We start from the raw sequence: 21,793 nt of genomic DNA, 5'->3' as shown, positions 1-21,793 counted from the left end.
GGCGGCCTGTTATCTCGGGGGCTTCACGGTCGGCATAATCATTCGTCTCTTGCTGACGCAGTAATCAGAGCCCAGAAAGGAGGTGAGGCACATGAAGACGTCACTATCTCGTTTCTCAGTAGCGGTTCTCGGGACGGTGCTCAGCGCGCAGACGGCGCTGGCGCAAGTGTTCCCGGTGGACACAGCGAGCACCACGACCATCTCCAACGTCAAGGCTGATATTGTGGCCTGGGGGGTGGTGTTCATCGGCGTGGCGCTCACGATCTACGCCTACAAGCGAGTCAAATCCTTGGTTCGCTAAGGCGGAGGGGTAGCTCCTGCAACGCGTGGCAGGAGCTGCTCGGTGAGAGAGGAACAAGAGGAGAAAGAACAGGAGGACCCGTCAATGGCCTGGGCATCGGTCGCATCGGATCTCCAGCAACTCGGCAATGCCTTGGCCGCGGACATCATTGGCTGGGGGGCGGCAGTCATCGGGATCGCGCTCACCGCATCAGCGGTTCTGTGGGTTTTGCGGTTACTTCGAGGCTAGAACTCACGGCCAGCCCTCATCGGCAAAGCTGAACTGTCGCGCCTCGCCAAGGATGAGATGATCCAATAGCGTGATCCCCAACAGCTCCCCGGCCTCGCGCAGTCGCTTCGTCAAGAGCCGATCTTCTTGACTGGGCGTGGTATCTCCCGAGGGATGGTTATGGGCACAGAGCCATGCAGCTGCATTCATCACAATCAACGGCTTGAAGACCTCACGCGGATGGACGATCGAGAGCGACAAGGACCCGACCGAGACCACATTGATTCCGATGACATGGTGCTTGGCATCCAGCCCACAAACCACGAAGTGTTCACGATCGAGGCCTTCGAAACAGGGTTGGAACAACGTCGCTGCCGTGGTCGAATCCCTGATGGGTTGGGCCGATCCCGTCCCCTCCGTCTCACAGACCAAGGTGACGCGATACCGAGGGGCTCGATAGAGCAACGCTGGCCGACTGGCCTTCATCAGACGTTTCGACCTGACGGGAATGTGTTCTGCGTCTTGACTCATCCGAATCCTCCTTGAAGGAATTGTTGTCCCACCCCGCACAAACCAGGGGGTGGGACAGACAAGGAGGATGAGGGCACAGCGCTCTCGCAGTGGGCAGGCCTGGACAGCGAAGAGAGGACCGAGGCTGCTCGGGCCTGATCCGCTGCTCTTCAGCGATGGCCCGCCACTACTGGGGGTTCAGTCTTCGGTCCTCGCCGGCGGTGACGCGGGCGCATGAGAGGGGGAATGGGGTGTCGCAAGACTCCCCCGATTGGTGCATATGCTTCTGACAATAAAAGAGCTGGCAGAGCAACTTCGAATCAAGTCCTCGACACTCTACGCCTGGGCAGCTCACGGCAAGATACCGTGTGTACGGATTCATGGACTCATTCGATTCCGGCCGGAAGAGATCGAAGCGTGGATGGCACGATTCCAACCAATCAAGATCAAAAACCTGCCGTCACGAAGCGCGGCCACTGACATCGACCGGCTCATTGCCGCAGCCAAGCGCGCTGTCTATAATCCCCGCCACGGGGAAACCAGACCGAAATCAAGTCTCATCGGAAAGGAGGAGTGCGATGGGGCTCGTGAAGCGTAATCACGTCTGGTGGATGAGTTTCATGTTTCAAGGTTGCCAGGTTCGTCGGAGCACAGGGACGACGGACAAACGACTGGCCGAATCGATCCTGTGCAAAGTGAAGGTCCAAATTGCTGAGGGACGATTTTTCGAGCGGCGTGAGGAAGAGGATCGGACGTTCAAAGAGATGATGGACCGATATATGGAGGAACGGGCTGTGCTCAAGGCTCCGAAGAGTCACGGGCGCGACCGGACCGCGTTAAATCATCTCCTGCCGGTCTTCGGGGACAGGGTCCTCGCGGAGATTGCGCCTAAATTGCTGGCCGCATATAAGATACAGCGACGAAACGAGCAGGCAGCTCCCGCCACGATTAACAAAGAGCTGCAGCTCGTGCGTCATGCGTTCAACGTGGCGATGCGTGAATGGGAATGGTGCCGAGAAAATCCGATGCATCGAGTCTCCTTGGAGCAGGTGCGGAACGAAGTGGATCGTTGGCTGACCGCCAATGAAGAGGAACGTCTCCTTGCCGCTTCTTCTCCCTGGCTACAAGAGATGATCCGATTTGGACTCAATACTGGCATGCGGCAAGGGGAGATCCTCAACCTGCAATGGCAGGATGTAGATTTCACACGCGGGACTCTCATGGTGATGAAAAGCAAGAACGGCACACGCCGTACCATTCCACTGAACAGCACGGTGTATGAGCTGCTCGCCGCCAAACAGGCCGCAACAGGAGCTTCACGCGGACCGGTCTTCAAGACGCCGTTGGGTAATACTCTTCAAGTGCGGTTCTTGGTGCGTGAATTCTGTGAGGCGCGGGATCGGGCCGGTATCCCCGATTTCCGCTTTCACGACATGCGGCACACGTTCGCCACGCGACTCGTCCAACGAGGGATCGATCTGTACAAGGTCCAACGGCTGCTCGGTCACAAAACCGGCACGATGACGCAACGCTATGCGCATCATTCGCCGGAGAGTTTGAGGGACGGTGTGAACGTGCTCGATGAGGTTCGGCAGGACCCAGTTAGCACAAATTTAGCACAGTACTAAGGATGAGTACGTAGGATGGGGCAAGGTCACCACTATAACTGCTCGATTTTAGTGGTGAGCCGGCTGGGACTCGAACCCAGGGCCCTCGCCTTAAAAGGGCGATGCTCTACCGACTGAGCTACCGGCTCACTACAGGATGTTGAAAACGGCCGAGAACGCAAGCCGCATCATAGCATTGACCAATCACCCATGACCATTGACTAATTGTCAGGGGCGTTTGGGACGGCGGCGGGAGCAGTCCAAGGGGTTACGCAGGATGATCGTCTCGGCGCGCTTGGACCCGGTCGAGATCATATCGATTCGGCACTGCGCCAACTCTTCGATGCGCGCCACGTAGCGTTTTGCTTCCACGGGGAGTCGCGTATAGCGGGTCGTTCCTGTCGTCGCGCTGGTCCACCCCTTCATCCGTTGATAGACCGGCACGCAGTTGGTCAAGACATCGAGATCGGCCGGCATGGTCTTATACACGGTGCCCCCATGTCTGTAGCCGATGCAGAGCTTCAACTCTTTGCAGCCGTCGAGCACATCGAGTTTGGTGACGGCCAGCGAGGTGAGTCCGTTCACCTGTGTCGCATGACGCACCACGACCGCGTCATACCAGCCGCAGCGTCTCGCCCGTCCCGTCGTCGATCCGAACTCTCGCCCTCGCTCTTGGAGCCCCCGTCCAACCTCGTCGGTCAGTTCGGTCGGAAACGGCCCACTCCCGACTCGGGTGGAATAGGCCTTGGCAATGCCCATGACCGCGTCGATCATCGTCGGACCGACACCGGTCCCGGTGCACGCTCCGCCGGCCGCAGCACTCGACGAAGTAACGTAGGGATAGGTGCCGAAGTCCACATCCAGATTCGTGCCCTGAGCGCCTTCAAACAAGACCGTCTTATTATTCTCGATCGCGCGGTTCAGCAACGTGGTCGTGTCGACAATGTGGCTCTTGAGCCGGTCGGCATAACCCATATAGTGATGGAAGACTTTGTCGACTTGAAACGTTTCGACCTTATGGAGTTTCTCTAAGAACCAGTTCATTTCGACAAGATTCTCCGCAAGTTTTTTCTTGAACAAGGGGGGATTCAGCAAATCGCCCATCAGAATCCCGATCCGTGCCATCTTGTCGGCATAGGACGGCCCAATCCCCCGGCCGGTCGTCCCGATCTTCCGTGATCCTTTGGACTGTTCCGATGCCCGGTCGATCGCCTTATGATAGGGAAGGATCAAGTGTGCCCGCTGGCTGATGACGAAGTTCTTACGGATCGCGATGCCCTTGGTCTGGAGCTGATCCATCTCTTCGATGAGAGACCCGGGATCCACGACGACACCGTTTCCAATGACACAGGTCGTCCCCCGGTACAAAATTCCCGACGGGATGAGATGAAAAATGTAGGTCCCACGTTCATTGATGACGGTGTGCCCGGCATTCGACCCGCCTTGATAGCGCACGACAAAATCGGCACCGCGAGCCAAGATATCGACGATCTTGCCCTTGCCTTCATCGCCCCATTGCGCGCCGATGATGACGAGATTCCCCATAGTGGAAGTTCCCAGTTCCCAGCCTGTTTCCGCACGAAAAAATGGCTCTGACCGGATTCGGAGATCAGAGCCAAGGCGGCTCATGGTAGGTGTCGCCCTGTCGTTTGTCAAGCCACTCTCGCATGACCCCTCTATTGGATCAACTGAGGGGGAAAACCGCCGGGGCTTTCTTGACTGGCCTGTATCTGCGTGTTAGCATGGCCGGAATCGTTCTCAACGCCTCGATTTTTCGATTCATTTTCGATTCTCGGGACTAATCGGGTGGGGCTGTAGCGCAGTTGGGAGCGCGCGTGAATGGCATTCACGAGGTCGCCGGTTCAATCCCGGCCAGCTCCACCAAACCGCACTTCGTGTGTACCGTCGGCTATTTTTTGGTTTTTGGTCATTGAGCCGACGGATAGAACCCACAAGTGCTTTGCAGTTTGCCGATGTATCGGTTGAGCCGATCGCTAAGTTTCGTCTTATCGTAATTGACGCGATCGGAAAGAGTCTTCAACCCACGTTGGTATTTTTAAGATTCACCGCTTGCGCGGCCGGATAGACACCTTAGGTGTTGTACTATTTGGGTTCTTGAATAGTTGCCATGTTTAATTTCCTTACTTTGCCTCGCCTGCCGACCTGCTAGCTGTCACGTCATTTGAGTTCGTCTCGGTTGATCCAGTCAGTCCATTTCACACGGAAGGTTTGCGCCGATGCTCCAAGTCGAATCCATCAGCAAGCAATACTCTACGAAGGTGCTGCTCACCGAGGCGTCAGCGCATCTTCGCCCAAATTCACGCGTCGGCCTGGTCGGTCCTAACGGCGCGGGCAAGACCACGCTCTTCCGCATGATCCTGGGGGAAGAATCACCGGATGAAGGCTCGATCCGTAAACGGCCACGCCTTCGGGTCGGCTACCTCCCGCAGGAACTCGAAACTATTACGGGGAAGACCGTCCTGGATGCCGCGCATCGCGATGAATACCCTGAGCACGAAGCCAAGCGCATCCTGATGGGGCTCGGGTTTACGGAGGTCGACTTCGATCGTCTCGTCGAGAAACTGTCCGGAGGCTACCGGATGCGCGTCGCGCTGGCGCACCTGCTCTTGTCGAACCCGGACGTGCTGATGCTCGACGAGCCGACCAACCATTTGGATAAGCCGACCCAGCGCTGGTTCGAACAGTTTCTGCTCGATTCGGGCATGACCCTCTTGATCATCAGCCACGACACCGCCTTTCTGGACCGCGTGGTCACGCACATCTGGGAACTTCGGCATCATAAGATCGAAGAGTACCGCGGCAACTATTCGCTCTTCCGCAAATTGAAAGCCGAAAGGGATGCCCAATTACATGCCTCGGCAGCACGGCAAACCAAAGAGATCGCGCGGGTGCAGAAGTTCGTCGACCGCTTCCGGTACCAGGCCAACAAGGCCAGTCAGGTTCAATCGCGCCTCAAACAGCTCGAAAAGGTCAAGCGGATTGAAATCCAGCGAGATCCGAAGCGGGTCAAGTTCCGATTTCCCCTCCCGTCGACCAGCGGCCGTCAGGTGTTGGACCTAGCCGGAGCCAGTAAGCGCTACGGTGAAAAGGTGGTCTACAAGACGCTCGATTTTTCGGTGGAGCGCGGCCAACGGATCGCGCTGGTGGGAGAAAACGGCGCGGGAAAGAGTACCCTCTTGAAGATGCTCGCCGGCGTGCTTCCTCCCGATACGGGTACGCGGACCGTAGGACATGGCGTGACCCTGCACTACTTCGCCCAGCATCAGGCGGAAACCCTGAACCCCGAGCACTCGATTCTCGAATCGCTCGAAGAAGTCACCAAACATGCGGAGATGAATTTCCTGCGGGGCATCGCCGGCGCATTCTTGTTTTCAGGCCAGGACCAGAAAAAGCCGATCAAGGCCCTGAGCGGCGGCGAACGCAATCGAGTGGCTCTAGCCCGCATGCTGGTCGAGCCGGCCAATACTCTGCTGCTCGACGAGCCCACGAATCATCTCGATCCCGCATCGGTTGATGTGCTGACAGACTCGCTGGCCGAATTCCCCGGCACCATCGTGTTCATTTCCCATGACCCGACGTTTCTGGCACGCATCGCGACCCGGGTCGTCGAAATCGAAGAGGGACAGGCCCGCAACTTCATCGGTGACTACGAGTATTATCTGTGGAAGAAAGCTCAAGAGTTCGAATCGATCAAGGAAACGAGCGAGGAACTCCAGCCGACGCCGCAACACGGCGCTTCCGGCCCCACCCGTGCGATGGCTCAACAGATTCAGCCCAAAGGGCGAGGAGGCGAACGACGCGATCTGACCAAGACACAGGCACGCTTGGAAAAGCAGGTGTCTCGGGCGGAGACAGAGATTACCGAGGCCGAGGCAAAGCTCAAAACGCGCGAAGCGGAGCTGGCTGATCCGAAGCTCTACGCTGAGTTTGACCGTTGGAATCTCCTGCATCAGGAGCAGGATGACTGGAAGCGCGATCTCGAACGGCTGACCGCGCGCTGGGAATCGTTGTCGGCAGAACTAGAAGAAGTAAAACAAAAACTGGGAGCCTTGTGTTGATTCTTGTAGAGCGTTCTGACATCTGAACCGCAAGGCCGCAGTAAGCAAGGAGACGAGGCCTACTGTTTTGGGGACGTCGAGGAATGTGAACGAAACGAGAACGAAGCTGATGGGAGGTTCAACGCCCTATTAGACGGAGGCTTTGAGCGTTTCTTCGAGATAGTAATAGAGCCAGCGGTTTTTCTCTTTGGTCACCAATTCATCCCAGACCACCCCGATCAGGTAGCCTTTCTTTTCCCACGGCCTCACCCAGGCGACGGTTCCATCGAGCTTTTCCTGTTGTTCGACTCGATCGGAATCCAGGAACGCGAGTGACACGGTGACTTTCTCGTTCGGAGGGAATCGATCTTTCGTGTGAAGCCCGGCCCCGATCTTGTTCACATTGTCCAACACCGCCGTACAGGCCCGCCCCCCGCTCTTCGGCGACACCAACGCGGATCCGACCAATGTCGCACGGACAAATTTTCTCCGCTCGCTCAGCGCCACCATACCGGCCGATGGTTTTCCTTCTGTTCGCTTCACAAATGTAAGTATAACCGATTAGACGGGAATGTAAACTGGCTAATTGGCCCTATTTTTGCGACTTAGGGCGGTAATACCGTCGATCCTTCAGTGCCAGCGGCAAATGGGTTTGCTCCGTTCGTGCCGGTGGGTCGTCATGGACATAACGGTAGTCGGTTCCATAACCCAGTTCCTTCATCAGCGCGGTCACGGCATTCCGGAGATGGAGCGGAACCGCCAGGTTACCGTGGGCTTTCGCATCCTTCAGGGCTTCCAGCAGACCCACGTAGGACGCGTTGTCCTTGGGGCGCGATGCGAGGTAGGTGGTGCCATGAGCCAGATTGATCTGCGCCTCAGGGAGCCCGACGAATTGGACGGCGTGCGCCATCGATGTGGCGACGACCAAGGCCGACGGATCTGCATTGCCGATATCCTCGGAAGCAAAGATCACCATCCGCCGGGCGATGAATTTTGGATCTTCGCCGGCGTCCAGCATCCGAGCCAACCAGTAGAGCGCCCCGTCGGGATCTGAATCGCGAAGGCTTTTAATGTAGGCCGAGATCAGGTTGTAGTGCTCTTCTCCTGACTTGTCGTAGCGCAACGCTTTTGTCCGCAATCCTGCATCGACGGCCTGTACATCGATCTCTCTTATCCCATCCGGTCCCGCCTCGCACTGCTCGACAATGAATTCCAACGCGGTCAGAAGGACTCGGGCATCTCCGTTGCCGAACGCTATCAATCGCTGTCCAGCCTCGCGTGAGCAGCGAACATGCTTTCCCCCCACTCCAACGGTCCGGTCCTCCAACGCGCGATTCATGATCTGCTCCAATGCCGCGCCGTCCAGAGGCTTGAGCACCACGACCAGGGAGCGAGACAACAGAGGACTGATGACCTCAAAGGAAGGATTCTCTGTGGTGGCGCCGACCAAAACCACCGTCCCACGCTCCACATGCGGGAGAAACGCATCCTGTTGCGCCTTATTGAAACGATGGATTTCATCGACGAACAGGACGGTTTTTTGTTGCTGTATGGCCAGCCGATGTTCAGCGGTCTTGATGATCTCGCGCAGCTCAGGAATGCCCCCGGTCACCGCTGAAAATGCGACGAAGTGAGACTTGGTGTGTCGGGCGATCAGGTGTGCGAGAGTGGTTTTCCCCGATCCCGGCGGTCCCCAGAAAATCACGGAAGACAATCGGTCGGACTCAATCGCTTTTCGTAAGGCACGATCCCGCCCGACAATGTCGTCCTGCCCGACAAAGTCGTTAAAGTTTTGGGGACGCATCCGTTCCGCCAGCGGAGCCGCCAGTTGGCTCCGCGGCACGGACGCGGTGAACAGATCAGGCCCTGGATCATGTGACAGTGGCATCACAGACTCCTTGCAACCAATGGATTGTATACACCGGTGGCCCGTGGCGCAAACAGGCTCTTGACCCTCGATCGCCGTCGATGCTACGAACAGCCCCGGTCACGGAGCCGCTTGTGCAAGCCAAGATCAACGGTATTTCGATCGCGTATCAGGAGCAGGGGCGTGGAGTCCCGATCGTATTTCTCCATGCCTTTCCCCTCAGCCGGATGATGTGGGCTCCACAAGAAACCGCGCTCGCTCCGCAGTTTCGGATCATCACCATCGACCTGCGCGGGCATGGCGAATCCGATGCCCCACTGTGGCACTACACCCTCGACCAAGCCGCCGATGATGTGCGAGGTGTGCTTGACCACCTGTCCATCCAGCAGGCGGTCTTCGTCGGACTGTCCATGGGAGGCTACATTCTCTTCGCGTTCTATCGCAAATATGCCGACCGTGTGAAAGCAATGGTGTTGGCCGACACGAAGGCCCAGGCAGATACCGATGAAGGGAAGCACGCGCGGTTTGAGATGGCTCAGGTTGCGTATACGCAGGGGCCACGTGCTGTTGCCGACATCATGGTTCCAAAACTGCTGAGCCCGGCCACGATCCGGACGAGACCGGAGCTTGTTCAGCAGGTGCGCACAATGATCGAAGGCAATCAAGTCAGCGGCATTGCCGGGGATTTGATGGCCATGGCTGCGCGAGCCGATTCGCTACCGCTTCTAAACCACATCGCCTGTCCGGCTCATATTATCGTCGGTGAACTGGACCTTCCTACTCCGCCATCCGACGCTCAACTTATGGCAGACAAGATTTCCAATGCCCGCCTGACCGTCATTCCACAAGCCGCCCATCTCTCGAACCTGGAACAGCCAGGCGCATTCAATGAAGCGGTCCGCTCTTTTGTGTTGAATGCAACCAGATAAACGGGACAGGGGCAGGCGACCGCCGAGCAATCAGTCTGGATCGCCGACGCTGCCGTGGCGAATCAACTTGAGAAACTCTTCACGCGTCTGTGATTGACTGCGGAAGGCTCCCAACATGGAGCTGGTGACGGCGATCGTGTTTTGTTTTTCCACTCCGCGCATCATCATGCAGAGATGGCGCGCTTCGACGACGACACCGACACCATTCGCATTCAGCTTGGTATTTAAGGTTTCGGCGATCTGGACCGTCAGCCGTTCCTGCACTTGTAATCGCCTCGAAAAGGTATCGACAATTCTAGGGATCTTACTAAGGCCGACGACTTTCTTGTTGGGTAAATAGCCGACATGGACTCTGCCAAAAAACGGGAGCAGGTGATGCTCACACATACTGAAGAAATCGATGTCTTTGACGATGACCATCTCGTCGTATTCGATCGGGAACAGGGCTCCGTTCAGCAGCTGGTCGATATTGCGCTGATAGCCCTGTGTCATAAAGGCCAGCGCCTTGGCTACACGCTCCGGCGTTTTGAGCAGACCGTTACGACTCGGTTTTTCCCCCAAGGCGAGCAGCATTTCCGTGACCAGGGATTGAAGCACCGGCAGATCTGCGGGCTTTCCACTCCCACTGGTGTCTTCCAGCGATTCCCGTCCTGTCTCTTTCTTCCGTGGCTTACGCACTGCACTCCCCCGTCGATTTAGATGACGCCGGCATATTCAAAGTAGTTGTCCCTTGTCTCGATGACACCGACCTTCTGGAGACAGCCGTGAGGCAAGAGCGGATTCAGGATGTCCCAAATGAGTTTGACGATGTTCTCCCCGGTTGTGGTGAGTTCGGCAAACGCGGGGTCACGATTGAGGTCCAAATGATCGAAGCGGTTGACGACTCTCTCGTTGACTACCCGGTCGAGCCGGTCAAGGTCGCAGGCTTCATGCGCCGCTCCGCTCTTAATCGTGACCAGCACCACATAGTTATGCCCATGACCGTTCGGATTATTACATTTTCCGAAGGCGGCCCAATTCTCTTCGGCCGAAAGGAGGTCAGTGTGAAGTCTATGGGCGGCGCAAAACCGATAACGCCTTGTCACATCTACCTGTGACATTGGATCGTCTGTCTCTTGGGGTGGAGTAAACAGTTGGGACCGCTCATAAGATGAGCGGTCCCAACCTGGAGGTTCATTGCCGACTTCCTACAGCGATCCCGTGGCGATGTTTACGCGCTAAACGAGCTGCCGCAGCCGCACGTCGTTTTGGCCTGAGGATTCTTGATCGAGAAGCCCGAACCCTGCACGCTGTCCACGTAGTCGACTTCCGCGCCTTGCAGCAGGGGAGCGCTCTGAGAGTCCATGATGACCTTCACATCGCCCATCTCTATAACCGTATCGTCTTCGGCCATCTTGGACTCAAACGCCATCCCGTACTGGTAGCCATGGCACCCGCCACCACGAACGTACACCCGTAGCCCCACCACGTCCTTTTCCTCGGCCATCAACTCTCGGATCTTCTGCTCCGCAACCTGTGTAATCGTAACCATCGTTTTCCTCCTCTATGGATCGGTCCAGCCCGCATCAACAGGCTAGATTGTTAGTCTAACACCTCTTTATCGAATATCAACCCCACCGCCTCTGTCGTCGCTGTCGTTGGATTTTCCCATTTGGCTTCGGGTACGCGCACGACGACATCCCCCAAGACACGTGCCTGGCATGCCAGGCGGTGCCATGGTTCAGTCAACGCTTCCCGATCCAGCAGGTCTTGCTCGTCGAAATCGATCTCCGAAAGATGCTCGTGCCCCATCTGAACCTCCACACGGCAGGTGGTGCAGGACGCATTCCCTCCGCAGTCGTGGTTCAACCGAAAACCTACTTCTTTTGCCGCATCAAGGAGCGAAATGTTCGCGTCCACTTCGCCGCTTCGCCCGTCCGAATGAAGGAAAGTCACTCGCGGCATCACTCCTCCTAGGAATGAGCACCAATCGCGGCCGGTGCTTGCTGATAGGGACAGCGCTGCAGGCGAATATGCTCTTCATATTCGCGACGGAATAACTTCAGACTGCTTTGCACCAAGACCGATGCACCGGTCACGAGGGTACAGTATCCTGTCCCTTTGACGAAACCACAGAGCTGGAGAAGACTGTCCAGGTCTTTTTCAGTGCCCTGCCCCTCTTCAATTTTCTTCATCAGTGCAGCCAAGTTGATCGTCCCCATGCGGCAGGGGGGACACTGGCCGCAACTCTCGTCCTTGAAAAAATCGGAAAAGTGCAGCGTCTTAGCCACCATGCACGTCGCATCGTCGACAACGATCACGCCGGCCGATCCTAAACCCGTACCCGCTTTCTTCAACGAATCGAAGTCCATGGGAAGGTCGAGCTGGTCCGCCGTTACCATTGAGAACGCCGGGCCACCGGGAAAGACCGCCTTGATCTTGCGGCCATCGGGAACACCCCCGCCACATTGTTCGATCAGATCTCGAATCGTCACGCCCATCGGCATCTCGTACACACCCGGCCGATTGATCGCTCCGCTCAGCGAAAACATCATGGTGCCCGGACATTTTTCCGTTCCAACTTGGGTGAACCACCCGGCGCCTTTGTAGAGAATCCGGGGAATATTGCATAACGTCTCAACGTTATTGACGAGGGTCGGCTTGCCATAGAGGCCGAAATCCGTCGGATAGAACGGCGGTTTCTGCCGTGGCATCGCCGGACGGCCTTGCATCGACTCTAACATGGCAGTCTCTTCACCGGCCACGTAGCTTCCATGGCCCTCAAAGACTTCCAGCTCGATATCGACCCCGCTGCCAAACACGTTCTTTCCGAGGAGTCCCTGATCTTTCGCCTGAGCCAAGGCTTGCTTCAAATTTTTCCGCTCTTCATGGTACTCATGATTCACATAGATAAAGGACGCTTTCGCCTGCACTGTGTAGGAGGCGATCAGACAACCTTCGATCAATTGGTGCGGCAACGTCTTCAAGAGATGGCGATCCTTAAATGTACCCGGTTCGTGTTCGCCGGCATTACAGACGAAATAGCGCTCTTTGACTCGATGGTTGAGGACCTTGTCCCATTTGATTCCCGTGGGAAACCCTGCACCACCTCTTCCCCGCAAGCCGGACTTCTTCAGCTCATCAATCACTTGCGAAGCTTTCAACTCTTTGACACACCGCTTCCAGGCTTCATAGCCACCGACTTTGAGATACCCCTCGATCTCCCAGGGGGCACCCTCCATCTGTTGGACAAGGCGTGGTTCCGCAGCCGCAGGCATAGCTGACCTATCTATAGGTTCTCAAGGTTAAGGCCGTACTATACGGCTCTATCTCTTCATCCGTCAAGGCAAGTGGCCTCAAATGGGCCTGAATCTCAAGCAGTTAGGCCTAGGGGGCCTAGTCCGAGGCTGGGCATAGAGGGCAGAGGAGCAGTATGCAGGTTGCGACGGAAACCTTCGCCGGTGAGCCAGGCTCACCGGCGAACCGAGTTCTTAGCGAAAATGGCTGCCGGCTCCCATGAAAAACAGCATGGGAATCGAGAGCATGAAATTCACACGAGAGGCCAGCAATGCGGTCCGTCCCCATTGAGCCATCTCGGGCGGTGCCGGCGTCCCCTGCGCCGCTGCGTTGACTGCGGCAATAATCTTCTTCTGGTTCGGCCAGATAATCCCATGGACATTACCCATCATGATGATACCGAGCAGCCCACCGATCGCCAAAGCCACGGCTCCCGTTCCGCCTTTGTGATACATGTGGCCGTACAGCAACACACCGGCGATCACGGTCACGGTGGCTCCATGCCGGAACCAATTGAGCGCCGCCGGCATGAGTTTCGGAATCACGATATTCTTGGTCGGCCCATCCAGGCTTTTCAAGAAGGCGGCATTGATCAAGTTGAAGAAATAGAGAAGCCCGATCCACGTGATCCCGGCCAGGAAGTGAACCCAACGAAGGATCAAGGAGGCCCACTCGGCTTCACCCGCGCCAATGCCGGTTAAGCCCAGATATATCATTATCAATACGACGGTGAGGCCAAATCCAACCCACATCGTCTGCATCGGATCTTCAAGAAATTTCATAGCTCCCTCTCTCCTCCAACGGTTGACTGTCTAATCCGATGTCTGTACTGCAGCGTTTCTCCGAATGTCAAGCGGACGAACGGCCTCGTCGTCGCGACGCGTGCCCGTATTGCCGCTTTTGAATGAAAGGATGCGTGATAGTTATCCTAGCTCATCAGCCGGTCGACGGTGTGACAAAGGTCCCGTACCGCACTGGCCGAGGTTTCCAACGCCGTTCGTTCGTCACCCGTCAGTTCGTATTCGAGAACCTGTTCCGCTCCGCCCTGTCCGACCTTGACCGGAACCCCAACCACCACATCTTTCAGTCCATACTCACCATCGCACAGCACCGCGCAGGGCATTACCTGCTTCTGGTCCTTGTGGATGGCCTCAACCATAGCCACGGCCGAGGCGGACGGCGCATAGAACGCACTGCCTGTTTTCAACAAGCCGACGATTTCGGCCCCTCCATCGCGCGTTCGCTTGACGATGGCATCCAGCTTCTCTTTCGACATGAGTTCAGACACCGGTCTTCCTTTCACGGTCGTATACCGCGGCAGCGGCACCATCGTGTCGCCGTGCCCCCCCAATACCATCGCCTGGACGTCCGTCACGGACACATCCAGCTCGGCGGCGATGAAGGTCCGCATTCTCGCCGAGTCCAAGACGCCGGCCATTCCGATGATTTTCGATTTGGGAAGACCGCTGACACGGCGCGCCACATGGACCATGGCATCTAAGGGATTGGTCACGAGGATGAGGATGATGTCCGGCGAGCGGGACACTAATTCCGAGACGACGGATTTCACGATCTTCGCATTCGTCGCCAACAATTCGTCGCGACTCATGCCCGGCTTTCTCGGCATGCCGGACGTGATGACGGCGATGGAAGATCCAGCGGTGTCCGTGTAATCGTTGGTGCCGACTACACGCGTGTCATACCCGCAAACCGGCCCCGCTTGGGAAATATCGAGCGCCTTTCCCTGCGGGACCCCATGGACAATATCGACCAGCACCACGTCGTAGAGATTCTTCTCCGCCAACCGCTGCGCTGTCGTCCCTCCGACGTTTCCCGCGCCTACCACCGTGATTTTCGGTCGTGCCATCATCTCACCTCAATCCTATGTTCTTTTCTTCGTCCACCTAGCCGACGGTCTCGGGATGTCTTTCATTGCGCGCATGCACCGAGCACCGCCCATAGTGTCAGATCCGATGAACGAGCGTGCGCGGTGCGCGAGCACACAGGACATTCTGAAACCGTCAATGCCCACCCTCGTGTTCGGTCCAGCCCCCAACTTTGAAGTTGATCGTACAGACGAAATTCTCGTCGTCATAGAAATTGACCTTGATCTTCTTCTTGCCGAAGGTTCTTGCGAGAAATTCCTCCGGATTGTCGACGAGTTCTTGAAAGCCACCTGGAGGATACTCACCCAGGTCATGAAAGACCACGATCATACCCTCTTTGACTTCTTGCAGCACTTTTACCCGGCAACGCGGATAGATTTCCCAGAATTTTGCCTCGATCATCTCCTTCGTCGGTTCCGGCCGATCTTCACCGGGTTTCATCACCTGTCCAAACTTGGCTGATCGGCGGACATAGGGATATTGATGCCCCGTGAAGAGCTTATACAACCATGCGGGGACCATCGGCTTTCCAATCGAGTTGGTCATACGCGTGACTTTGGCTATGCCGTCAATTGCCTGTAAATGCGAGGCAGTTTCGTGGGAAGGGCCTCGACGCTGCTGATGACGCAGTATTGCGCCCCGGCATACATGCGGCGAAGGTAACTTTCCGCTTCCCGATCGATCGTCACGCAAAAGGTCTCGACTCCCCGTCGTCTCGCCTCACGCAGGGCCGCCTTCGTGTCTTCCAAGGAGTAGTCGTCCCCATATTGGTCGTCCAAGGGCCGTCCGTCACTCAATAACATCAGGATGCGGGTCTTCACGTCACGCATCAACAGCTTCGCCGTGGCATGACGGATTGCCGCTCCGTCTCGGTTCTGATGACGTGGGGCCAAGCCTCCCAGCCGATGAGCCGTCGAGGCTCCAAGACGATCGCCAAAATCTTTAATCGTGAGAAAATCGACCACCGCGCGGCCTCGACCGGAATAGGCATACAGTCCAAACTGATCACCTATGGCATCGAGTGCTTCACAGAGCAGCACAAGACTTTCCTTCTCAATGTCGATGACTCGCCGCCCGTTTCCGAGCTCTCGGCTGGTCGATCCACTGATGTCGACGAGGAAGGCCGCCGCCACGTCGCGTTCTCTTTTTTCTCGACGGATGTACACACGATCGTCGCCTTCCATTCCCGCCCGCTGCTCCCCTGTTCGCCGGACGACGGCATCGAAATCCACCTCGTCCCCGTCGTCTTGCCCCGCGACGCGGCGGAGCGCGGGAGGACGCAAGCCTTCAAAGTACCGGCGCAGAGACCTCACGATACTCCGCTGGGCAGCCAATGTCACCGTGACGAACTCGTCAGATCCAAAGTCAGCGGGTCGTTCGACCACTCGACACCAATTCAGCCGGTAGTCGTCAATCCGATAGTCCCATTCAGGGTAGAGGACAGCCCGCTGCTCATGAACTGTTGTCTCCCGTATCGACTGCGAGCCGGCCTCACGCGTCAGGCATTCTTCCACAACCGACGGCAATGAACGCCCCTCGCTCAATAATTCTCTGCCTGCGGACTTTTGTTCCCCGAGCAGCACATCTTGAGGTACCGAACCGTCTGATTGTGCTGGAGTCTCATGTTTCTGTTCGAGCTGGCCCTGATGCCATCCGATGAACTCCGGATTCATCGAGCCACGATAGGCCAAATCAACTACCGTACGGTATTGATCGCTCGGCGGTTCCTGTTGTGTGTCTCCCGCTTTCTCATCTTTCCGCTCATCGTGCCGCTCTATGTGGATCATCTCGCCGCGGGCTGCAAGCAACTCTTCCAGCCGAACATAGACCGCATCGACCACACGAACCGTTTCCTCCGCCGTGGCTGTAGCCTTCAACACGGCCCGACACACTCTCCAGAGGATGGAGACTTCTTCCGTGAGGGCCTTTGGCACAGCGGAATGTTCTGCTTCACCTGTGGATAGCCTGAGGAGACAATCGACGACCAATTCCTTCGGGGTCACACCCTGAGCCGGATCGCGCGGGGTGATGGATTCCGCCGCCAATCGCGCCAGGTCGCACTTGAGGCCCGGATACTCTGTTTGCAGCAAGAATTCGACGCGCGCATCTTCGAGCACCATCCAGAGATTTCGTACGAGATCCGAGTCCGGGTAGAGTCGAAACAGGCCAGCCAGCGTCTCGGGCCTCGCCTGATCGGGTCGACTGTACCGATGTCGAACTGCTTCGATCAGATCGGCAACGGCTTCGAGCCTGAGCCGATACGTACCAAACTCCACGTGCCCCGCCTCATGTGCCGCCATGACGAGATACAATCGCTCGTTCTCCGCAGCCGTGGGATACCGACGGAGCAACGCAGGGAAGGAAATGGTCCGCCCATCGGCACCGACCATCGCGCGGGACGGGGACGTCAGTGAATCTTGCAGTGCCATGACGGCCACGTCACTACCGCACAGCCCTTGGACGAACAGCTTCAGTCTTTGAGCGACCTGCCGAAACGGCACACCGCTCAGCGCTTGCTCGACCGAAGCCAATGCTTTCCGAGACTCTACGGCAAAATAGGCGCGCGCTCCGTCCGGACTATAAGCCAGCACTTCCATCCCGGCGCTAAACCAATTGTCGAATCTCGACAATGCCTCAGGACCATCTCCGATCAGTGTGACGAGTTCCGAGGCACGACGAAGGTACTCGAGCGTCGCCCCCGCGTGTTTCTCGGCAAGCAAGGAGCCGTACTGCAACAGCCTGAGCTTCCATTCCATCGAAGGCACCGCTCGCAAAACCCGAGGCGACTCTGTGAGCCAGGTCATACCGGATTCGGGTGACTGCTCGGTCAGCACGAGACACAGGGACACGACCTTTGCGCGGACGGTTGGGTCTTCGATATCTCCGAGAATCGCCGGGCTTGTCCTAAGAAATTCCATTGTCCCGACGTAGTCCGGCTTCCCGAGGCTGTTCGGCACAATCAATTTCATGCCCAGTGTCGCCCAGTTGCGAACGCTTTCGAACGGCAAGACAGAAGCCAGCCTGGAGATTTGGCTGATGAACTCCAGCCCGACCACCACATTGATGGCCGTCAGTTCAATACCGATCTCGAGCCATGGCCGCAGGTGATCTGGGTGAATGACGGCCAGAATCTCCGGTGCGTGTCGCACGTATTCGAGCGCCACGTTGGCATCTTGCTCGGCGATTTCCAGACCGATCGTCAGGACCTCCGTGCGCGCATCGGCTCTCTCGATCAAGCTGAGGACCAAGGGACTATCCTTGAAATATTTGAGCGCGGAGGCGCCTGATGTCTGCGCCAGTGCGACTCCAAGATCGAGCCAGAGCAGGATGTGCGAGAGTCCGGCGCGCCGATCGAGCTCAGGAAACGCAGCGATCGCCGCACAAGCCGTTTTCTCGGACAATTCTTCGAGTTCATCGAGCAGGGTCAGGACCTGCGCTTCCGCATCCGGTTTGCCCGCTGCCTGGGTCAAGCGCGTGACGAATGGGTCTGCACCCGTCGCACCCAGTTCGGGAACCAGCCGTTGTAGTAAGCGTTGTCGGCTCGAAACTTGTGTCATGATCCGTCACCTGATTCGGCAGAAGTGATGGATTGTAAAGAAGCGAATTTCCCTTGTAAACTAGCTGTTCTGCCCATCTTGGTTCAGAGGAGGAGATTCATGGCCGAACCCACGCAGGAGAGTCTCGATAAGATGCAGAAGTTCGTAAAGAATTTTGCCGAGAAAAGCGGAACCGCGATGCATCCGAATGCCGCCGTGACGGAAGCGGTCATTAAAGGATTAGCGTCTCATGTGGACGAACTCGGAAAACCGCTCTGCCCTTGCAACTTTTACAAAGACAAAGAAGCCGAAGCCAAGCTCCGCCGGTGGATCTGTGCTTGCGACGAAATGCAGATTTACAAGTACTGCCACTGTCTCTTATTCGTTCGCGAGGATGGGATGCCGATTACGGAATATTTGCCGGAAGGCCACGAAGGTCGAGAAGTGTATGGAGTGGTCACTGATCCGACCCCGGACAAAGGCCGGGCACTGAAACATAAGGCAGTCTCCTCTCCAACTGCCCCGGAGGAGTCCGCGACCGCGCCGGCTTCCACGACATGACGTGGTATCGTATCCAGCTCGCGCCCTGTCTCGCATGGTTCTTCCTCATCGCGAGCTCGTCTGTTCCATCGGCGCATGCGTTGGAACCCGGTCAATCGAACCCGCCCGCACTGAATGAGAAAGAGCTCTTCCCCTACAAACCCAAAGGTCGAGGCACGGCAACCGGACAAGTGTTCTTAAGTTCACCCTCTGGGAAAGCCCTCACTCAAGCAGGTGTCCCGGTGTACTTGATTCCAACCGTTCCGTATACTCGCCATTGGTTCGACCGGAACGTCCGAACAAGCGCCTGCGCTTCAAAAGGCGAAGCGTTATCGACGGAGCTCCCTGATCCTCCCGTTCCGTTTGCCGATTGTCTCCGCACGGTCCTGACGCAGCTTCTGACTGAAAAGCGACTTGCTCCCTATCTTCGTACGACGCGGGCCAACCCAACCGGCCACTTCTGGTTCACGAAAGTTCCCGCGGGACGGTATTATATTGTCAGTCTCCTGGAGGGAAGCAGCGGATCTCATCAAGATGAACGAGCGATCGGAATAGCCTGGTCGACCATGGATCTGGATGTAGGCGAGAAAGCCGCCAACCTTGTGGTCACGGACTGCAGAAACGGCTTCTGTTGACCCGTAGCGTCCTCATCCGGATCTGTATGGTCCGGTGATGAGGAATGAGGATAGCCATGCGAATTCTGTTGGTTGAAGACGATGTGGATCTGGCTCAATTCATCAGAAAAGGATTGAAAGAAGAACAGTATATCGTGGACGCAGCCGCCGACGGCGAGGAAGGCTTGGCATTGGCGTTGGGAAACCCTTACGACCTCCTGATTCTCGACATCATGCTGCCCAAGCTTGACGGCCTCGCGCTCTGCCGCCGTGTTCGAGACAAGGGCATTATGACTCCGGTGCTCCTGTTGACGGCGCGCAACACAGTGGAGACCAAGGTATCCGGTTTTGAAACGGGCGCGGATCAATTCCTGGCAAAGCCGTTCGCTTTTGTGGAATTCCTCGCCCGGGTCAGATCTCTCTTACGTCGGGGCAGTTCCCAGCAAGTGGCCCATTTGCAAGCGGCTGATCTGAGGTTGGATCCGGCTTCTCACCGTGTCTGGCGCGCGGGACAGGAAATATTCCTGACGAACAAGGAGTATGCCATGCTGGAGTTCCTCTTACGGAACAAGAATCGGGTGTTGACGCGAACGGCAATCATCGGACATGTGTGGGATATCAGCTATGATCCCATGACGAACATCGTCGACGCCCACATTCGAGCGCTGCGCGCGAAGATCGACCGGGACTTTTCGCCGCCCTTGATCACCACCGTGCGCGGCGCAGGGTACATGCTCGAAGAGCCGGACGCGCCGGCATGAAATCCCTGCGCGGTTTGATCAGCTGGTCTGCCCTGGTCTTGATGGCCGGGCTTCTCGTGTTTTCCGCGCTCGTGTATGCCGCGAGCGAGATCCTCCTCCAGCGTTTCGTGGACGGACGCCTCCTCGTGTTGGCGGAGACGCTGGCCGAGTTTGTCGAGCGGCATCCGGAGCTCTTTGAACACAGCAGCAAGGACACCGCCTCGACCAGCGAGTTGACTCCAAATGGCACGGAGCAGTACGTCCTGCCCGACGTTACTCACGCCCTTCGCGTCTTTTCAGCCGACGGCTCGCTCTTGTGGAGAAGTCCTCACGCGGGTAAACAAGATTCGCTCCCCACTCGTGTACGTGAACAAGTCCGCCTGAAGAACATCCTGTTCGACACACTCGACGCGCGCGATGGGACCCCTGCGCGGCACCTGTTTCTCTTCCTCGTCGGCAAAAACCATGCGCCGTACATCTTGCAGGCAGAAACATCGCTGCTCCATTACCAGGAGACGTTGAATGGCCTCGTGTTGCTGCTCGCGCTCGGATCCGGTGCGACTTTATTTGTCGCCTGGGTCGGCGGCCTCTGGCTGGCGAAGAAAGTGCTGGCCCCGATCGAGGCCTTGTGCACGGGTGCCGAAACGATGGCGGAAGCCGACCTTGGAAAACGGCTGGCGCTGGATTCACCCTATCGAGAATTTCGCCGCCTGACCCAGGCGGTTAATTCCGTGCTGGATCACTTCCAACGAGGCAGTGAAGTCCAGCGGAACTTTTGCGAGATCGCCGCCCATGAGATGAAGACGCCTCTGACGATCCTACAGGGCAACCTGGAGGTGGCGCTCATGAAAGCGCGGACCACCGAAGAATATCACGAAGTGCTGCTCAATAATCTTCAGCAAGTGGAACGCCTCATCGCCCTGACCCGCCCCTTGTTGACGTTGGCCAAATTCACCAGCAGCAAGCCCCCGGTCAATCTCGTGCCTCTCGCCTTGGAACCCCTCATTCAAGAGATCGTGGATGAACTCACGCTGTTGGCAGATGACCACCAGATCAGCATGAGGTTTGAAGCCCAACCGGTTCCCCCCGTGCTGGGCGACGCGCAGTGGCTCAAACAAGCCCTGATTAATCTGCTCGACAATGCGCTGCAGTACACACCGGCCGGCGGTTCTGTCACGATTCGCTTACAGTCGATCGGTCAGGAGGTTGCCGTGGCGGTCGAGGATACGGGCCATGGCATCGAACCGGAGCATATTCCCCACCTGTTTGAGCGATTCTACCGGACCGATTGGGCCAGAGCGAAGGATACCGCTGGTACCGGACTTGGGCTGCCTATCGTGAAGGAAATCATGGACGCCCACGGCGGGAGCATCTCCGTCTCGAGCGAAGTCAACAAGGGCTCCGTGTTCACACTGTGTTTGCCGTCCCTCGCTCAGCAAACGGTTCCTGCCTAGCATCTCCGGCAGTCTCTACCCAGACCCTTCGCAGAGCTACTCCCTCAATGGAACCCCATGGTGCATACGGAACCAGCGATGATAATAGGCTGCCTACCAAGTGGTCAGACGAGATTGGAATTGACCCCTACCGCTTTTCTGTGAACAAAAACGTGCATTTACGGAAGTTGGGATCTCGATCCATGAAGAACTCTTCACGATCCTCTCATGGGGGCTTCATGTTGGCGGTGTATACCTAAACCATATGAAAGGGGGTGAATCACTACTA

The 21,793-nt window shown here is 57.0% G+C and carries 23 protein-coding genes and 2 tRNA genes; 11 read left to right on the top strand and 14 right to left on the bottom strand.

Annotated elements, in window-relative coordinates:
• The first annotated feature begins 91 nt into the window (after positions 1 to 91).
• Together H8K03_11980 and H8K03_11975 are read left to right on the top strand one after the other, a co-directional pair.
• A complete protein-coding gene (locus tag H8K03_11980; GenBank protein ID UVT18545.1) occupies positions 92 to 301 on the top strand; it encodes a hypothetical protein in 210 nt (69 codons plus the stop codon).
• A gap of 42 nt (positions 302 to 343) precedes the next feature.
• Positions 344 to 529 (top strand): hypothetical protein, encoded by a 186-nt coding sequence (locus H8K03_11975; protein UVT18544.1) that lies wholly within the window; start codon positions 344 to 346, stop codon positions 527 to 529.
• Positions 530 to 532: 3 nt separating this feature from the next.
• Here the strand turns inward: H8K03_11975 and H8K03_11970 are convergent, their stop codons facing one another.
• Positions 533 to 1,039 carry a JAB domain-containing protein gene (locus H8K03_11970; GenBank protein ID UVT18543.1) on the bottom strand — a complete coding sequence of 169 codons (507 nt, stop codon included), beginning with the start codon at positions 1,037 to 1,039 and terminating at the stop codon, positions 533 to 535.
• A 259-nt stretch (positions 1,040 to 1,298) separates the two neighbouring features.
• Between H8K03_11970 and H8K03_11965 the strand changes: the two genes are divergently transcribed.
• Positions 1,299 to 1,616, top strand: a complete 318-nt coding sequence (locus H8K03_11965; protein ID UVT18542.1) for a helix-turn-helix domain-containing protein — start codon at positions 1,299 to 1,301, stop codon at positions 1,614 to 1,616.
• Positions 1,597 to 2,646 (top strand): site-specific integrase, encoded by a 1,050-nt coding sequence (locus H8K03_11960; GenBank protein UVT18541.1) that lies wholly within the window; start codon positions 1,597 to 1,599, stop codon positions 2,644 to 2,646. Before H8K03_11965 ends, H8K03_11960 begins: the two co-directional genes overlap by 20 nt.
• A gap of 52 nt (positions 2,647 to 2,698) precedes the next feature.
• Here the strand turns inward: H8K03_11960 and H8K03_11955 are convergent.
• A tRNA-Lys gene (locus tag H8K03_11955) sits at positions 2,699 to 2,774 on the bottom strand.
• A gap of 79 nt (positions 2,775 to 2,853) precedes the next feature.
• Entirely contained in the window at positions 2,854 to 4,170 is a 1,317-nt protein-coding gene (locus H8K03_11950) for an adenylosuccinate synthase (protein UVT22463.1), read from the bottom strand.
• A gap of 263 nt (positions 4,171 to 4,433) precedes the next feature.
• Between H8K03_11950 and H8K03_11945 the strand changes: the two genes are divergently transcribed.
• Positions 4,434 to 4,509, top strand: a tRNA-Ala gene (locus H8K03_11945).
• 353 nt (positions 4,510 to 4,862) lie between these two features.
• The gene (locus H8K03_11940) at positions 4,863 to 6,704 is read left to right on the top strand and encodes an ABC-F family ATP-binding cassette domain-containing protein (protein ID UVT18540.1); all 1,842 of its coding nucleotides are present in this window, start codon (positions 4,863 to 4,865) and stop codon (positions 6,702 to 6,704) included.
• Between the two features lie 129 nt (positions 6,705 to 6,833).
• On the opposite strand, the gene H8K03_11935 is transcribed toward H8K03_11940, so the two are convergent.
• Positions 6,834 to 7,226 (bottom strand): PilZ domain-containing protein, encoded by a 393-nt coding sequence (locus tag H8K03_11935; protein UVT18539.1) that lies wholly within the window; start codon positions 7,224 to 7,226, stop codon positions 6,834 to 6,836.
• A 49-nt stretch (positions 7,227 to 7,275) separates the two neighbouring features.
• Entirely contained in the window at positions 7,276 to 8,571 is a 1,296-nt protein-coding gene (locus H8K03_11930; GenBank protein ID UVT18538.1) for a replication-associated recombination protein A, read from the bottom strand.
• Positions 8,572 to 8,651: 80 nt separating this feature from the next.
• Here H8K03_11930 and H8K03_11925 point away from each other — a divergent pair, with 80 nt between their 5' ends.
• A complete protein-coding gene (locus H8K03_11925; GenBank protein UVT18537.1) occupies positions 8,652 to 9,479 on the top strand; it encodes an alpha/beta fold hydrolase in 828 nt (275 codons plus the stop codon).
• A gap of 30 nt (positions 9,480 to 9,509) precedes the next feature.
• Here H8K03_11925 and folE read toward each other — a convergent pair whose 3' ends face one another.
• From folE to H8K03_11880, 9 genes are all read right to left on the bottom strand, one after another.
• Positions 9,510 to 10,052 (bottom strand): GTP cyclohydrolase I FolE, encoded by a 543-nt coding sequence (folE, locus tag H8K03_11920; protein UVT22462.1) that lies wholly within the window; start codon positions 10,050 to 10,052, stop codon positions 9,510 to 9,512.
• 122 nt (positions 10,053 to 10,174) lie between these two features.
• Positions 10,175 to 10,564 carry a 6-carboxytetrahydropterin synthase gene (locus tag H8K03_11915; GenBank protein UVT22461.1) on the bottom strand — a complete coding sequence of 130 codons (390 nt, stop codon included), beginning with the start codon at positions 10,562 to 10,564 and terminating at the stop codon, positions 10,175 to 10,177.
• A 125-nt stretch (positions 10,565 to 10,689) separates the two neighbouring features.
• Positions 10,690 to 11,010 (bottom strand): iron-sulfur cluster insertion protein ErpA, encoded by a 321-nt coding sequence (gene erpA / locus H8K03_11910; protein ID UVT18536.1) that lies wholly within the window; start codon positions 11,008 to 11,010, stop codon positions 10,690 to 10,692.
• A 50-nt stretch (positions 11,011 to 11,060) separates the two neighbouring features.
• On the bottom strand, positions 11,061 to 11,423 hold the full coding sequence (locus H8K03_11905; protein UVT18535.1) for a (2Fe-2S)-binding protein: 363 nt from the start codon (positions 11,421 to 11,423) through the stop codon (positions 11,061 to 11,063).
• Between the two features lie 8 nt (positions 11,424 to 11,431).
• Positions 11,432 to 12,736 carry an NADH-quinone oxidoreductase subunit NuoF gene (gene nuoF, locus H8K03_11900; protein ID UVT18534.1) on the bottom strand — a complete coding sequence of 435 codons (1,305 nt, stop codon included), beginning with the start codon at positions 12,734 to 12,736 and terminating at the stop codon, positions 11,432 to 11,434.
• 213 nt (positions 12,737 to 12,949) lie between these two features.
• Positions 12,950 to 13,471: a urate hydroxylase PuuD gene (locus tag H8K03_11895; GenBank protein UVT22460.1), complete on the bottom strand. Its 522-nt coding sequence runs from the start codon at positions 13,469 to 13,471 to the stop codon at positions 12,950 to 12,952.
• Positions 13,472 to 13,683: 212 nt separating this feature from the next.
• A complete protein-coding gene (gene mdh, locus H8K03_11890; protein UVT22459.1) occupies positions 13,684 to 14,622 on the bottom strand; it encodes a malate dehydrogenase in 939 nt (312 codons plus the stop codon).
• Positions 14,623 to 14,776: 154 nt separating this feature from the next.
• The gene (locus H8K03_11885) at positions 14,777 to 15,187 is read right to left on the bottom strand and encodes a hypothetical protein (GenBank protein UVT18533.1); all 411 of its coding nucleotides are present in this window, start codon (positions 15,185 to 15,187) and stop codon (positions 14,777 to 14,779) included.
• 14 nt (positions 15,188 to 15,201) lie between these two features.
• Positions 15,202 to 18,198, bottom strand: a complete 2,997-nt coding sequence (locus tag H8K03_11880) for a hypothetical protein (protein ID UVT18532.1) — start codon at positions 18,196 to 18,198, stop codon at positions 15,202 to 15,204.
• Positions 18,199 to 18,297: 99 nt separating this feature from the next.
• On the opposite strand from H8K03_11880, the gene H8K03_11875 reads away from it, so the two are divergent.
• Genes H8K03_11875 through H8K03_11860 form a run of 4 tightly spaced genes read left to right on the top strand, consistent with a single transcriptional unit; the run spans position 18,298 to position 21,525 of the window.
• Positions 18,298 to 18,738, top strand: coding sequence for a ferredoxin:thioredoxin reductase (locus tag H8K03_11875; protein ID UVT18531.1), 441 nt, complete (start codon positions 18,298 to 18,300; stop codon positions 18,736 to 18,738).
• On the top strand, positions 18,735 to 19,352 hold the full coding sequence (locus H8K03_11870) for a hypothetical protein (GenBank protein ID UVT18530.1): 618 nt from the start codon (positions 18,735 to 18,737) through the stop codon (positions 19,350 to 19,352). The genes H8K03_11875 and H8K03_11870 overlap by 4 nt, the downstream gene beginning before the upstream one ends.
• 56 nt (positions 19,353 to 19,408) lie before the next feature.
• The gene (locus tag H8K03_11865; GenBank protein ID UVT18529.1) at positions 19,409 to 20,092 is read left to right on the top strand and encodes a response regulator transcription factor; all 684 of its coding nucleotides are present in this window, start codon (positions 19,409 to 19,411) and stop codon (positions 20,090 to 20,092) included.
• Entirely contained in the window at positions 20,089 to 21,525 is a 1,437-nt protein-coding gene (locus H8K03_11860; GenBank protein ID UVT18528.1) for a hypothetical protein, read from the top strand. The genes H8K03_11865 and H8K03_11860 overlap by 4 nt, the downstream gene beginning before the upstream one ends.
• Positions 21,526 to 21,793 lie beyond the last annotated feature (268 nt).

This window comes from Nitrospira sp. (assembly GCA_024760545.1).
GTDB lineage: Bacteria > Nitrospirota > Nitrospiria > Nitrospirales > Nitrospiraceae > Nitrospira_D.
This window is presented reverse-complemented; position numbering and strand designations above follow the sequence as displayed.